Annotated in this window: 14 protein-coding genes and 1 tRNA gene; 2 read left to right on the top strand and 13 right to left on the bottom strand. The window is 64.1% G+C overall.

All coding sequences use genetic code 11. The features are described from left to right. Positions 1–4: 4 nt before the first annotated feature. The 3 genes from B6V72_RS05660 to B6V72_RS05650 form a co-directional block, all read right to left on the bottom strand. On the bottom strand, positions 5–1,810 hold the full coding sequence (locus B6V72_RS05660) for an MFS transporter (RefSeq protein ID WP_088734993.1): 1,806 nt from the start codon (positions 1,808–1,810) through the stop codon (positions 5–7). Beyond that, positions 1,807–2,286 carry a MarR family transcriptional regulator gene (locus tag B6V72_RS05655; protein WP_077701293.1) on the bottom strand — a complete coding sequence of 160 codons (480 nt, stop codon included), beginning with the start codon at positions 2,284–2,286 and terminating at the stop codon, positions 1,807–1,809. The genes B6V72_RS05660 and B6V72_RS05655 overlap by 4 nt, the downstream gene beginning before the upstream one ends. 149 nt (positions 2,287–2,435) lie before the next feature. Continuing rightward, positions 2,436–3,500 carry a putative sulfate exporter family transporter gene (locus B6V72_RS05650; RefSeq protein WP_206185768.1) on the bottom strand — a complete coding sequence of 355 codons (1,065 nt, stop codon included), beginning with the start codon at positions 3,498–3,500 and terminating at the stop codon, positions 2,436–2,438. A 115-nt stretch (positions 3,501–3,615) separates the two neighbouring features. Here B6V72_RS05650 and B6V72_RS05645 point away from each other — a divergent pair, with 115 nt between their 5' ends. Further along, on the top strand, positions 3,616–4,512 hold the full coding sequence (locus tag B6V72_RS05645; protein WP_088734991.1) for a LysR family transcriptional regulator: 897 nt from the start codon (positions 3,616–3,618) through the stop codon (positions 4,510–4,512). Here B6V72_RS05645 and B6V72_RS05640 read toward each other — a convergent pair. From B6V72_RS05640 to B6V72_RS05625, 4 genes are all read right to left on the bottom strand, one after another. Then, on the bottom strand, positions 4,496–4,885 hold the full coding sequence (locus B6V72_RS05640; protein ID WP_075774227.1) for a response regulator: 390 nt from the start codon (positions 4,883–4,885) through the stop codon (positions 4,496–4,498). The two genes, B6V72_RS05645 and B6V72_RS05640, sit on opposite strands and share 17 nt — an antisense overlap. Then, the gene (locus B6V72_RS05635) at positions 4,860–8,276 is read right to left on the bottom strand and encodes a CheR family methyltransferase (protein ID WP_088719707.1); all 3,417 of its coding nucleotides are present in this window, start codon (positions 8,274–8,276) and stop codon (positions 4,860–4,862) included. The genes B6V72_RS05640 and B6V72_RS05635 overlap by 26 nt, the downstream gene beginning before the upstream one ends. Before the next feature lie 166 nt (positions 8,277–8,442). After that, complete coding sequence (locus tag B6V72_RS05630; protein WP_088719706.1) at positions 8,443–9,006, bottom strand: PAS domain-containing protein; 564 nt, start codon at positions 9,004–9,006, stop codon at positions 8,443–8,445. Positions 9,007–9,104: 98 nt separating this feature from the next. Continuing rightward, positions 9,105–9,181: transfer RNA gene (locus B6V72_RS05625), tRNA-His, on the bottom strand. Between the two features lie 130 nt (positions 9,182–9,311). On the opposite strand from B6V72_RS05625, the gene B6V72_RS05620 reads away from it, so the two are divergent. Continuing rightward, positions 9,312–9,527 carry a DUF6324 family protein gene (locus B6V72_RS05620; RefSeq protein ID WP_088719705.1) on the top strand — a complete coding sequence of 72 codons (216 nt, stop codon included), beginning with the start codon at positions 9,312–9,314 and terminating at the stop codon, positions 9,525–9,527. Positions 9,528–9,536: 9 nt separating this feature from the next. Here the strand turns inward: B6V72_RS05620 and B6V72_RS05615 are convergent, their stop codons facing one another. From B6V72_RS05615 to B6V72_RS05590, 6 genes are all read right to left on the bottom strand, one after another. Continuing rightward, positions 9,537–9,995, bottom strand: a complete 459-nt coding sequence (locus B6V72_RS05615) for an MmcB family DNA repair protein (protein ID WP_088735103.1) — start codon at positions 9,993–9,995, stop codon at positions 9,537–9,539. Between the two features lie 398 nt (positions 9,996–10,393). Continuing rightward, positions 10,394–10,738: a hypothetical protein gene (locus B6V72_RS05610; RefSeq protein WP_088722435.1), complete on the bottom strand. Its 345-nt coding sequence runs from the start codon at positions 10,736–10,738 to the stop codon at positions 10,394–10,396. A 131-nt stretch (positions 10,739–10,869) separates the two neighbouring features. Further along, positions 10,870–11,388, bottom strand: coding sequence for a transcription antitermination factor NusB (gene nusB, locus B6V72_RS05605; RefSeq protein WP_075774222.1), 519 nt, complete (start codon positions 11,386–11,388; stop codon positions 10,870–10,872). After that, complete coding sequence (locus B6V72_RS05600) at positions 11,385–11,930, bottom strand: 6,7-dimethyl-8-ribityllumazine synthase (protein ID WP_075774221.1); 546 nt, start codon at positions 11,928–11,930, stop codon at positions 11,385–11,387. Before B6V72_RS05600 ends, nusB begins: the two co-directional genes overlap by 4 nt. Before the next feature lie 3 nt (positions 11,931–11,933). Beyond that, the gene (gene ribB / locus B6V72_RS05595) at positions 11,934–13,091 is read right to left on the bottom strand and encodes a 3,4-dihydroxy-2-butanone-4-phosphate synthase (protein ID WP_088734989.1); all 1,158 of its coding nucleotides are present in this window, start codon (positions 13,089–13,091) and stop codon (positions 11,934–11,936) included. Continuing rightward, on the bottom strand, positions 13,088–13,711 hold the full coding sequence (locus tag B6V72_RS05590; RefSeq protein WP_075774219.1) for a riboflavin synthase: 624 nt from the start codon (positions 13,709–13,711) through the stop codon (positions 13,088–13,090). Before B6V72_RS05590 ends, ribB begins: the two co-directional genes overlap by 4 nt. Between the last annotated feature and the right edge of the window lie 85 nt (positions 13,712–13,796).

Genomic DNA, 13,796 nt, shown 5'->3' with positions numbered 1-13,796 from the left:
CGGATCAACTCGTGGAAACAGGGGTGGAGGGCGTAAGGCGCGGGAGCGGCCAGCTTCGGTGCAATGCGACATGGACGATCAGCCCGGCGAGCGCCGCCAGCGCGAACCAGAAGACCGCGCGGAACGCATCGTCATAAGCGAGGATCGCGGCCTGCTGCTGCACCGCGGAGGCGACGGAGGACAGCGCGCCCCCGGCCCGTGCGCCCGCATCCGCGGTCTGGCCACCAAGCGAAGCAGCACTCTGCGCGAGGGTCTGGCTCAACATCGGATTGTCGGGCGAAATCTGCGGCGAAAGCTGCGCCATGTGATAGGCGGTGCGGTCGACCACCAGCGAGCGGAACAGGCCGGAGCCGATGACCCCGCCGATGGATTGCGTGGCCAGGAACAGCACGACGAAGCTCAGCAGGTAATGCGGTCCCTTCGCGAAGGCCGCCCCCAGCCCTTTCGCCATCGCGGGCGGCAGAAACAGGATGCCCGCGAAACCGACCATCGCCTGGCTGAGATACATCTGCTCGGGCCCGGTGAGCGCGGTCGATTGCGAATCGAGCCACGCCCCAGCCGCGATCAGAACCAGTGCGATGCCGTGAAACAGCGGCGCACGCGCCCCGCTATTGGTCAGCATCAGCACGCCGGTCGCGGCGAGCATCGACAGCGCGATGATCCCAAACAGCAACTGCTCCTGCCCGGGCTGAAGCCCCATGGTGCGCAGGAAGCCGACCGCGCCCGCGCTCTGCTCGGCGAGCGCGATGCGGAACACTAGAAGCGTTCCCGCCAAATGCAGGATTGGCGGGCTCAGCAGCCAGTGGAAATCAATCAGCGGATTGGGGCGCTGCATCTCGATCAGCACCGCGCCCGCGACCATCCCGATGGCCGCCACGAGCGCCACGCCCAACCATTCGGTCTGCGTCCAGTAATCTAGCGCCCCAAACATGAAGACGCTGGTGAACGCCCCGAACCCGAACGCGAGCAGGCTGAAGGAGACGAAATCGAGCGGTTTGAGCACCTTTTGCAGAGGTCGCGGCGTCAGCGGCAGCGCGAAAATCAGCGCCAGCGCCACCAGCGCCATGCCCATCTGGAAAAGGCTCACCGCGTGCCAACTGGCATTCGCGGTGAGGTCCGGCAGCAGCACCCGCGCCAGAGGCCTGCCCACCATGATCATCGTCAGAACGGCGGGGATAGCCACCTTCAGACGCTGTGCAGCGGGTATGGCCTCCAGCATGTAGAGAAAGCCGAGGCTCGACAGCGGCGCGGCGGCGCAGCCACTCAGGAACGCCACGATCACTGCGGAATGCAGGTCGTCGACCCAGAGATTCAGCACCATCGCCAGCACGAAGCAGACGATCCCCACCTCGGCGAAGCGCCGCAGACCGAACTGGTCGCGGATACGGATCAGCATCAGCGGCATAGAGGCGCGCGGCGCCATGAAGGCCGCCATCACCCAATAGGTGTTGTTCGTGGTGGCGTGAAGATCGCCCGCCAGCTGCGGCAGGTTGGCCGAGACGAAACCGGTCGCGAGCGATTGCGACAGCGCCACGAAAACGGCTGCGCTGGCATAGACGACCCGCTTTGCACCGGAATGGTCGGGCTCTGGCGGAGCGGCGGGCTGCGGCGCGGCGTCCGGCTCTGCGGTCTCTGCCGCTGTGGCTTCGTCTTGCTTGACTTCACGCTCTGCGGCGGCCTCGGTTGCGGGTCGCGTCTCCGCCTCTTCAGACCGCGCGCGCTCGCGCAGCGTCCGCTCGACCGGCGATACCGGTTCGGCGGCCGTCGGACGCGCATCCGGGCCGTTGAGATTGCGAATCTGGGAATTCATTGGCCGCGCATCCTTTCGAGATTGGCCTGCATCCGCTCCATCGTCTTGCGGGCGCGGGCGACCTCGTCGGCGTCGAGTCCTTCGTAGAGCTGCGCGCGCAGCGCCTCGACGAAGGTCTCGATCTCGGAGGCGTTCGCACGGGCGTGATCGGTCAGGAAAATCTGGCGGACGCGTTTGTCCTTGGGATCGGCGCGCCGCTCCACGAAGCCGAGCTTCTCCAGCCCGTCGAGCGTGCGGTTCAGCGTCGGCGTCTCGATCACCAGCGTTTCCGCCAGTTGCCGCTGGCTCATCCCCTCGTCGCGCGAGATCGCAAGGATGGCCTGCGCCCGCGCGAAGGTCAGCCCCATGTCCCGCGCCTGTGCGTCGAACATCGCGCGCACCGAACGCGCCGTCAGCATCATTGTGCGCGTCAACTCGGCACGGTCGCGGCGGGCGGCTTCGCTGGGCACGGATAGTTCTGCGGCACGGTCGGACATGGGGGCCTCGGGAATAAAGTTAGCCTGCTAACGTTTTTGTCCCATCCCACATATCTTCTGTGTCGCGAGGATCAACATGGGTCCCCTGCACAGGGGGCCGTGCGAAATTGCGAAACGGAGCGATCTGGCCGTACATCCAGCGCGAGAGCTCAGGCGGCGAGCAAGCTCACAAGGCCGAGACCAGCCGCCACGAGCATCACCAGCGACAGCATCACCGTCGCGATCACGCGCGGCCCGGCGGCTGCCACCGCCCGAGCATCGACGCCAAGCCCCAGCGCTGCCATCGCGATCACCGTCAGGATCGACGCCCCCTGCCCCATCGGCGCCAGCGCGACTTCCGGCAGCGCCCCGGCAGAGCGCAGCACGATCATCCCGAGAAACCCGAGGATGAAAAGCGGCGGCATGAGTCCACGCCGCACACGCCCTTCCGGCGCGGCAGTGCGTCCATCCGCAGGCAGGTGCGGCGCGAGGAACGACAGCACCACGGTGATCGGCCCCAGCATCAGGACCCGCACCAGCTTCACCAGCGTGCCGAGCTGGATCGCCCCGGCCCCCATCGGCGCCGCTGCAGCCAGAACTTGCGGCACCGCATAGACGGTGATCCCCGACAGGATCCCGTAACCGTTGACGCTCATTCCCGCCACATGGCCGACGACCGGCAGTAACAGAACCACCGCCACGCCGAGCACGGCGGTGAACGCGATCGCGGCACTGACATCGTCGCTGTCTGCGTCGATCACCGGGGCGACGGCGGCGATGGCGGAATTGCCGCAGATACCGTTGCCGCAGGCGATCAGCAATGCCATCCGGGCCGGCAGGCGCAAGGCCCGCCCCAGCAGATATGCGGTGGGCACCATGAGCGCGACCACGGCGACAATCCCGGCCAGCAAGCCCGGACCGACCGACAACAGGGTCTGTGCGCTCACCGAGGCGCCGAGCAGGACGATCGCGATCTCCAGCACCGTCTTGGCCGAGAAGCGGATACCGGCCTCGAAACGTGCAGGCGGGGCCCAGAGGGAGCGCACCACCGCCCCAATCAGGATCGCCAGCACCAACGGCTCCAGCCATTCCGCCCCGAACAGTGCGTGCTCTGCCATACCGCCCAACGCCGCGAGCGCGGCGACGCCGATGCTCAACCCGACCCCAGGAGCGTAAGCGCGAAGCGCGAGCTGCGGACGGGCGAAACGGCAGGGCAGGATCGAATGAAGCGGCAAGACGGTCTCCTCGGGGTCAGCACGTACCCCGTATTTGCCCGCCACAATTCATTCTTCAAACAAAATGTTTTTGTCGATATGATCGGTTAAATCGATTAATTGAAGGGACGCAGGAATGACGCCTGAACAGCTCCGCGTATTTGTCGCGGTCGCGGAAGAGCAGCACATGACCCGCGCCGCGGCGCGGCTGAACATGACGCAATCCACCGCCTCCGCCGCCATCGCGGCCCTGGAGTCGCGTCATCAGATCGCCCTGTTCGACCGGATTGGGCGGGGAATTTCTCTGACCGAGGAAGGTCGCGCCTTTCTGCCCGAGGCGCGCGCGGTGCTGGCACGGCTCGCCGAGGCGGAGGCGATGCTCGCCGAGACCCGCGGGCTCGAACGAGGGCATATCCGTCTAGTCGCCAGTCAGACCATCGCGGGCTATTGGCTGCCGCCATATCTTGCCGCCTTCCGGCAGACGCGCCCGGGGATCGAGGTGACGCTGGAAATCGGCAATACACAGGAAGCCGCGGACCGGCTGCGCGCGGGCCTGCACGATCTCGCGCTGGTGGAAGGCGATGTCGAGGATGCGAAGCTGGAGCGCGTTCAGATCGGCGCGGATCAGCTGATATTGGTCAGTGCGGCCCCGCCGCCCGGCAAACTGGATGCGCGCGCGTTGAGCGAAGCGAACTGGGTTCTGCGCGAACCCGGCTCGGGCACGCGTTCCACCGCCGAAGCCGCCCTCGCCGACCTGGGCGTCGCGCCCGGCGCGCTCTCGGCCGCGCTGGTTTTGCCATCGAACGAGGCGGTGCTGAGCGCGGTCGAGGCGGGGGCCGGGATCACCATTCTCTCGGCCCATGTCGTCGCACGGGCGCTGAGCCTTGGCACGGTCAGAGATTGGGAGCTGCAACTCGCCCCGCGGCCCTTCTACGCGCTACGCCACCGCGACCACCATGTCAGCCACGCCGCGGGCGATCTTCTGGCGCGGATCGATCAGTCGCAGTTGGACGACTTCAATCAGATGGAATGAACCATTTCGCGAGCTTCGCTTCGATCTCGGACGGCATAGCCGGCTTCGGGCAGACCGCGGCACCGGGGTAGCGCTCGCGCAGCTGAGAGGCCTCCGCATGTCCGGAATGGAACAGGAGCGGCACCCCCGCTTCGTGGAGCCGGTCGGCCAGTTCGTAGACCTCGCCATCGGCCAGCATCACGTCGAGGATCGCGGCACCGGGCAGACGCTCGCGGACCAAGTCCAGACCCGCGCGAACCGTGGCGCAGGGTCCCCAGACCTCCATCCCGAGATCTTCCAGCATGAATTGAAGATCAAGCGCGACGACGGCTTCATCTTCGACAAGGAGCACCTCGCTCGGTGCTTTCTCAGTCAGCGTCGCCGTCGATTTCATGTGCGAAGATAATCCTGTTGCAACGGCTTTCCGGCGTCTGACGCGTGTCGACCCGCGCCGAAATCTGGCTGGCGGAAATATCGACCAACGTCGAGCCGAAGCCCTGTTTGTTCGTGTCGAGCTGCAACGCCTCACGGTAGCGCTCGTTCCACGAAAGTATCACAGTGTCGTCGTTTTCCTTCGACCAAGTGATCTCGAGATCGCCCTCGCGTGGCCCCAATACCCCGTATTTCGCGGCATTGGTGCTCCATTCGTGGAAAATCAATGCAAGTGCGGTCAGGTGATGCGTCGGAACATCGACCTCCGGCCCATCGATCAGGAACTTCGAGGGATCGTCATACGGCGCGAGGGTCGTCTCGATAACCTCGCGCAGCGGAATAGCCGCGCCGCTCGTCCGGGTGCGCGCCAGATCGTGCGAGCGCGCGAGCGCGTTGATCCGCTGACCGACGTCATCGACCAGCTCTCGCGGGCTCGAGGCGGTACGTCCCGCGATGCGCAGCATGCCCGAAACGATGGAGAACAGGTTCTTCACCCGGTGGTTCATCTCGCGCAGCATCAATTCGCGCATCTGCGCGGCCTCTTCATCGGCGGTGATATCGACGCTGAGGCCCAACAGACGGCTTTCCTTGCCTTCGCCCATCATCCGGCCAGTGGCGCGCAGGTGGCGCTTCGTCCCGGAGGGAAGGTCGAGCTCGTGGTCGACCTCCATATCGACGCCCTTCTCGCGCGCTTCGCGCACCGCATGTTCTACGGCATCCCGGTCATGCTCGGCCACGCGTTCGAAGAACCGCTCGAGCGGATAGGTGCCCGCAGCCTCGAGTTCGAAGAATGCGGCGACAGCCTCGTCGACCTCCACCTCGCCGCTAGGCTCGATGATCGACCAGATGCCGATCTGTGCGATTTCCAGCGCGAGTTGGAGCCGTTCGCCCTTCTGCGTGAGTTCGGTCTCGAGACGCAGCGCCTCGGTGATGTCGGTGAAGACGAGCGTCGCGCCTTCAACATTGCCGCGCGCATTCAGATAAGGCGTGGCGGCAAGCGACCAGACCTTGTCGAGCTCGGTGGATTTGACCCGACAGGGCCGCGGCAGCTCGCCCTCGAGCACCGCATCGATCAACTCGATCATGACTTCCGGCGTGTCGAGCATGTTCTTGATGTCGCCGAGCGGTCGGCCACGATCGCTGCCGCGCAGGCGGATCATCTCGCTCGCGCCGTCGGTGAAGTTGCGCAGGCGTAGCTTGCGATCGACGGTCACCAGCGCATGAAGCTTGGAATCGAAGATATTGCGCAGGTCGGCATTCGCGGTCGAAAGCTCCTCGACCTTGGTCTTCAGCTCGTCATTGACCGTCGCGAGCTCTTCGTTGGTCGATTGCAACTCCTCGTTCATCGACATCATTTCCTCGTTGGAGGATTTGAGCTCTTCGTTTGCGGTTTCCAACTCTTCGACGGTGGTGCGCAGGCGGTTGCGGGTGGCGCGCAGCTCCGCTTCCAAGACCTGCACATGGCTCTCGGAGGGCGCGATCTCGTCGAAATCGTATTCGTCGAGCGCCTCGAACGGGCCACGGTCGCGGAACACGATCAGCAGCGTGTCGTCCGAGAGCGGATCGGCGAGCACGTCGACGCGCTGCCGCCCGGTTTCCGAGATCACTTCGACGTCGCGGACGATCTTGCGCGTCCCGAGTTCAGCCGACTCGTGGATGACGGCGGAAAGCGCCTCGCGCAGCCCCGCCCGTGCGAGCGATTGCGCATAGCCCTGCCCGGTCTCGGACGGATCGATCTCGAGATACTTGCCCAGGCGCCCGGTGGCGGCGAGGATCGCTCCATCGCGATCGACATTCAGCGTCGCGGGCGCATAAAGATCGAGGATACGATTGCTGGCCAAGGTCGTGTTCCAGTCTCTGGGTCTTCTATCAGTCGTTTTTGGTCGAAGCGGAGCAAGCCGCGTATGAGGGTCGGAGCGCATAGGCAGTTCGGTCGGGTAAGGTGACCGTGGTCCAATGCTCCGGAAGATGCGCATCGCCCCGTCGATCGGCTCGAACAGCTCCTCGTGCCGCCCGATCGTCTCGGATGGGCCGAGGAAGAGAACGCCGCCCGGGTTGAGCGCGTAATGGAAGATCGGCAGCGCCCGCGCCTGCAGCTTGTCACCGAAATAGATCAGCAAGTTGCGGCAGGAGACCATGTCGAGACGCGAAAATGGCGGATCCTTGATCAGCGAATGTGGCGAGAAGCGCACCCGGTCGCGCAGCGCGACGGTGATCTGGAAATTGCCATCGCGTCCGACCGTATAGGTGTCGCGATACATTTCCGGCAGATCGAGCAGAACCGAGACCGGATAACGTCCCTCGCGTGCGATCGCGAGCATCCGTTCGTCGATATCGGTAGCGAAGATCTGGAAATCGATTTCCTTGCCGCTCGCATGGATCGCGCGATCGATGAGCATCGCCAGCGTGTAGGCCTCTTCGCCGCTCGAACAGCCGGGCACCCAGATGCGCAGCGCGCCGCCATCCTCGGCCTTCTCGACCATCGGCTTGATGGCTGCCTCGTTGAGCGCCTCGAAATGCTCGCTGTCGCGGAAGAAGCGGGTGACGTTGATCAAAAGATCGCCGAGCAGCGCCAGGGGCTCGTCTTCCTCTCGTTCGAGCCGTTCGAGATATTCGCGCGGATGAAGAATGCCCACGACCTGCATCCGGCGCTGGATCCTGCGCTCGAGCGTCGAGCGTTTATACTGCGAGAAATCATGCCCCGTCAGGCGATTCAGCGCAGAGCAGATCTCGTCCAGCGTGCCTGAAACCGGCGGCGCGGTATTGACCTGCTCGGGATCGACATTGCGGAATTCGGTGATCCGCGCGATCACGTCGGCAGGCGCGCTGACCACGTCGACCATCCCGGTCGCGACAGCCGAATTGGGCATCGAGTCGTAGCGCGCCGTGGCATCCTGCGCGATGCAGAACCCGCCGTGTTCCTTGACCGCGCGCAACCCGACCGAGCCATCCGTGCCTGTCCCCGACAGGATCACGCAGACTGCCCGACGCCCGAGATCCTGCCCCAGCGACACGAAGAAATCGTCGATCGGTCGGCGCAGACCGCGCGGCTGGGCGAATTCCGAAAGCTTCAGATGGCCGTTCTCTACCTCCAGCCCATAGCCCGGTGGGATCGTGTAGACGTGCCCAGCCTCCAGCTTGGCGCCATCTTCGGCCTGTAGCACTTCCAGCGAGGTCGACCGGCCGAGCAACTCGGCCAGCAGGGATTCGTGGTTCGGATCGAGGTGTTGGACGACGACATAGGCGCTCGGGTCGTCCGCACGCGCAGGCTCCAGCAGATCGCGAAGCGCTTCAAGCCCACCGGCGGAGGCGCCGATGCCGACAACATATAGATCCTCGGGGGTGTCGGTCACCTTATGGCCCGCCGATCCGCGCAGCGCGCGATCAAAAGGACGCGGCCCGCGCGCCCTTCTCTATCGTTATCTTTGCAGTTCATCCGCAGATCGGTGTCACTGGTCTCAGAACCCTGCAATAACATTTGACATAGTGTCGAACACATAACCGTGGCCGCAGCCATTCTCAGCCCTCACGGTAGATGATCGTAGCCATGGTTGAAAGACTCTCCGACAGGACCTTGGCGGAGCCGATCATCGCCAGGCCAAACCCGCGCGAGATCGCGGCGAGATCGTCGGCATTGCGCAGCAGGCTCGAGTCATTCGCCGCAAGATCAGCCTTCACGTTCTGACGTTCGGCGGCGGAGGTCAGGTCGAACTGCGACCCGAGGATCAACCGCGTTTCGCCATCGGGTTTGCGCAACCGCGTCATGAAGACGAAATTCTGGAAAGTCTCGCCATTCGCGCGGCTGTTGGTGACGCGAAAGCGACCCGCGGAAATCTCCTCGTCGTCGATGAACTCCCGCATCGCGGCGCGTTCTTCTTCGGTCGCGGCGCCTGCCTGCAGGAAGCGGCAGTTCTGCCCCAAAACCTCATCAGCGGAATACCCGGTCAGATTGAGAAACGCCTGATTCACGTAGACAAGCGGCACGTCCTCACGATCGACTGCGGCGATGGTCAGCGCGACATTCGACTTGTCGCAATAGCTGACGAGCGTGTCCGGCAATTCGTATTCAGTATAGACGGGCATTCAGCCTCCGGATTGTTCGAGGAGACAAGATTGATCACTGCGCGGAAAAGTCCAGCGCATGAGGCGAAATATCACCTATAACGGTTTTCAGGGGAGGATGGTACCGCCTCCCCGGCTTGAACGGGGGACCTCTGGATCCACAATCCAGCGCTCTAACCAACTGAGCTAAGGCGGCACTGGCGCGGGATTTAGCCCCCTCTCGCGCGGAATGCAAGTGTCCGATGACGAGAAATTCGCACCAAGTCTTGCCTGCGCACGTCGCGGGGGTTAGGTGCATTTTCCATCCAACCTCTCAGGAGTTTTCGATGAGCATCGACAAGGAAAGCGACATCTCCGCGAATCTGCAAATCGGCCCGACCTCGCTCGGGATGGTGCGGATCTATGTCGAGGGCGAAGGCATAGAGCTGCCGCTCGATTTCGATCCCGACGAGGCGATGGAAATCGCCGAAGAACTGCAAGCCGCTGCCGAAGCCGCGCGCGAGATGAGCAAGGGCGGCAAGGGCAAAGGCAAGAAGCGCTGAGCCCGGGCGTCAGACTCCGGGCGGATTCGCTCCCGGATCGTACAGCCTCTGCAACCGCCGCGCCGCCGCGCGCGCGAAATCGAGCGTCAGCGCCTTGCGCCGCGCTGGCGCGAGCTTGGAGAGTGGCGCCTCGCGGATCATCTCGGCACCGTAGCCATCCGCGATGAACAGTCCCGTTCCCTCGGGCAGCAGATCGGTCGGGAAATCCTGGTCCACTGCCCAGAAGTAGCGGTCGCACCATTCGAGATAGCCGTCCCATTTCCGGTCCGAAGTGAAATCGGCGCGACTAGACTTGCACTCCACGATCCAGATCTCTCCTTTCCGGTCGATTGCCATCAGATCGGCGCGCAGCCGCGGGCGCAGCACCATCTCCGGCACGCTGTCGAGGCCAAGCTCGGACAGCGCACGGGCCGTCCCGCGCGTAAGCACCTGCCCCGGCTGCAGATCGGAAAGCGGAATTTGTGTCATGCGGAAACCATGAACGAAGTATGAACAAATGTCCAGCCGCCGCTGCGGCGCGCCCTGACCCTGCAGGCAATTCCGCCCATGCGAGGCAGTCGTCCCCATGCGTCGTTCACCTCGTTGAATTCACCCCCTTGTCGGAACGCGTTTTCGCCCCTATCTCGGGCTCTGACGGTTACTGCTCTTTCCGTGAAAGACCCTTTTCCAGTGGCCTATACCATTCCTGAGGGAGCTGGCTCTGCCGGGGTCCTGGCCTCGGTATCTGGCGCCCACCTGACTTTTCAGGTCTCCGGGAACTCTCGTCTACACGTCTGCTGCGGTTTCCGTCACTTCGCTTCCCGCCAGACAGCAAAAAGCCCCGCCGGATCGGTCGGGGCTTTTGTCGTCTTGGGACGTGGACACGTTCAGCGACGCAGCTGCATCTGCTGGCGCGACTTGGGCGTATCGACGGGCACCGGGATCGCCAGTTGCTCGGCGGCCATATCGGTGGGGATACCGTCGCGCTTACCGCCGCCGGAACTGTCCTCATCCTCGGCCATGCGCATCACGGCGATCGCGAATTGCACACCGGAGAAGACGACCGTGTTGAAGACGATCAGCAGCGCCATCGCGATGTAACCGACATCCGAGGTGAAAATCAGGTGACGCAGATTGCCGACATTGAAGCCGAGAAGCAGGCCAACGAAGGCGAGCGCGATGAAGAAGCCGATGACGACGTTCTTGATGTAGAGCCGGACCAGTTCGGGCATGAAAAATCCTCCTGCTTACCTCACAATTTAGTGCATATTCCCAAGTTTCAAACGGGGAAACATGCCGTGACGGCGAGATCGGCGGGGGTTTGCCCGTGACATGGTGTCGCGAAGGGGCGGGGTGCGTTCGCTCAGAACGCGTCGGGCTGCAGCGCGCGCGCCATGTGATCGAGCACCGCGTTGACGAATTTCGGCTCTTTGCCCTCGGGGAAGAAGGCGCGCGCCACATCGACGAACTCAGTGATGACGACGCGCGGCGGCGTCGCGGGGGTGATCAGCTCGGCCCCGGCGGCGCGGAACAGGGCGCGCAGCACCGGGTCGATCCGGTCGATCGGCCATTTCGCCACGAGCGCGCGGTCGGTCGCCTGGTCAATCTTCGCCTGCCACGTCACCGCATCGTCGATCAGGCGACGGAACAGGTCGGGATTGCCCTCGGCCATCTCGGTACCGTCCTCGTCCACAGCGCCGAAGCGATAGGTCTCGAACTCCCGGCGCACCTTGTCCGCGCCCTGCCCGGCCGCTTCCATCTGAAACAGCGCCTGAACCGCGTAAAGACGCGAGGCGGATTTCATCTGACGCTTCTCCTCTTGAGTGAGCTTGCGCGGTTTCGGGGCGTCTTGGGGCGCGTCGGAGGAGGCGTCGTCGGTCATGCGTTATTCGATCCGTCAGTGTCGCCGGCGATACGGAAGGATTCGGCAGGCTTGAAGCCGATGCCCTTCGTCCGGCGCGCCCATTTGCGCGACAATGAGACAAGATGCAAGGCCGCAGCAGCCGCGCCGCCACCTTTGTTTTGATCGGCGGGATCGGCGCGCACGGCGGCCTGCTCGTAATTCTCGACCGTCAGGATACCGTTGCCGATGCAAATCCCCTCGAGCCCCATCAGCGTCAGCCCGCGCGAGCTGTCGTTGCAGACGGTCTCGTAATGGGTGGTCTCACCCCGGATTACGCAGCCAAGCGCGACGAAGCCGTCGTAATCGGCCATCCGCGCTGCCATCGCGATCGCGGTCGGAATTTCCAAGGCTCCCGGCACTTCGATCACGTCGACATGGGCGCCAGCTTCTTCGGCGGTGGCCTTCGCGCCCGCGATCAGGTTGTCCGCGATATCCTTGTAATAGGGCGCGACCACGATCAGCAGGCGCGGCGCGCTGTCGAATTTCGGCAGCTCGAGCGTGTAATGCGAAATTCCGGCCATGTCTTACTCCGTGATGGGTCGGGTGCCGACGATACGCAGGCCGTATGCGTCGATGCCTACATATTTCGTCTGCGGATTGTCGGTGAGAAGGATCAGGTCGTGAAGCCCCATGGAGGACAGGATCTGCGAGCCCAGACCGATCTGCTTGATCGTGCGCGGCCCCTGATCCTCTTCGCGCAGGAGGCGGTTCGAAGGGTCGCGGAAGAGGCAGACCAGTCCGCGACCTTCGGCAGCCACGATCTCCATCGCGCGGCGCACCTCGTCGGCAGGACCGGGACCGATGCCCAGTACATCATCGAGGATATTGAGCGAATGGGTGCGCACCAGAACCGGCTCGGGCGTCGAGATGTCGCCCTTCACCAGAACGATGTGATCGACGCCTTCCGCCATATCCGTGAAGACGCGCATCTCCCAGTCGCCGCCATGGCTGGAACTTACCATCTGGCGCACGCCCTCGCGCACGAGATTGTCGTGACGGCGACGATAGGCGATCAGGTCACTGATCGTGCCGATCTTCAGCCCGTGCTTCTTGCCGAAGGCGATCAGCCCTGGCAGGCGCAGCATGTGGCCGTCATCGCCCATGATCTCGCAGATCACGCCAGCGGGCTTGAGCCCGGCCAGACGGGCCACGTCCACGGCAGCCTCGGTATGGCCAGCGCGCACCAGCACACCACCGTCGCGCGCGCGCAGCGGGAAGATGTGGCCGGGCGAGGCGATATCCTGCGGCCCCTTGCTCGGATCGATCGCTACCTTGATCGTCTGCGCCCGGTCATGGGCGGAAATCCCGGTGGTGATGTTCTCGCGCGCCTCGATCGAAACGGTGAATGCGGTCTCATGGCGCATCGAATTGGCACGCACCATCGGCGCAAGGCCCAGTTGGTCGACGCGCTCTGCAGTGAGCGGCAGGCAGATCAGCCCGCGCCCATATGTCGCCATGAAGTTCACCGCTTCGGGGGTGCACTTCTCGGCGGGGATATACAGGTCGCCCTCGTTCTCGCGATCCTCGTGATCGACGAGGATCACCATGCGCCCGGCCATTGCCTCGGCGATGATCTCTTCGGCAGGCGAGATAGCGTGGCGCAGGCTTTCCTCGACCTCGCCGGGCACGTCATGGGTGCCGGACTTGTCGACCGGGGTGAGGGGCTTTCCGTCGGAGGTCATGCGTTCCACTCCTGCAGCCGCGCGACGTAACGCGCGAGCGTGTCGATCTCGAGATTGATCCGGTCGCCTGCCTTGGCGTGGCCCCAGTTGGTGACCTGTTTGGTGTGCGGGATGATGTTCACGCCGAACGTCGCGCCGTCGACCTCGTTCACGGTGAGCGAGGTACCGTTCAGCGCAACCGAGCCTTTCGGCGCGATGTATTTCGCGAGGGCGTCAGGCGCGCGGAAGGTAAACCGCGTACTGTCGCCCTCATCCACCATCGCCACGATCTCGGCCACGCCATCGACATGGCCCGAGACGATATGACCGCCCAGCTCGTCGCCTACTTTCAGCGCGCGTTCGAGATTGATCTTCTGCCCGACCTGCCAGCCGCCGCTGGCGTCATTGCCGCGACCGCCGATATTGGTCTTGGCCTGGCTCTCGGCGGAGATCTCCACGTCGAACCAGTTTTTCGGCTCGGTGCCGGTGGCGATCACGGTCAGACAGCAGCCGTCGCAAGCGATCGACGCGCCCAGCTCGATGCTGCCCACGTCATAGCTTGTGCCGATCCGCGCGCGCAGATCGCCGCGCTGCTCCAGCTCGAGAATTTCTCCGATATCGGTCACGATCCCGGTGAACATGGCATATCCCCTCAGATTTCGGACCTTAGCTAGCCCGCAGGGCGCGCCTTCGCAAGAGATGAGCGCCCCGCCGTCCCGTCACGCT

It is taken from the genome of Thioclava sp. F34-6 (assembly GCF_002213235.1).
GTDB lineage: Bacteria > Pseudomonadota > Alphaproteobacteria > Rhodobacterales > Rhodobacteraceae > Thioclava > Thioclava nitratireducens.
Note: the sequence above shows the minus strand (reverse complement) of the source record. Positions and strands in the feature narration are given on the sequence as shown.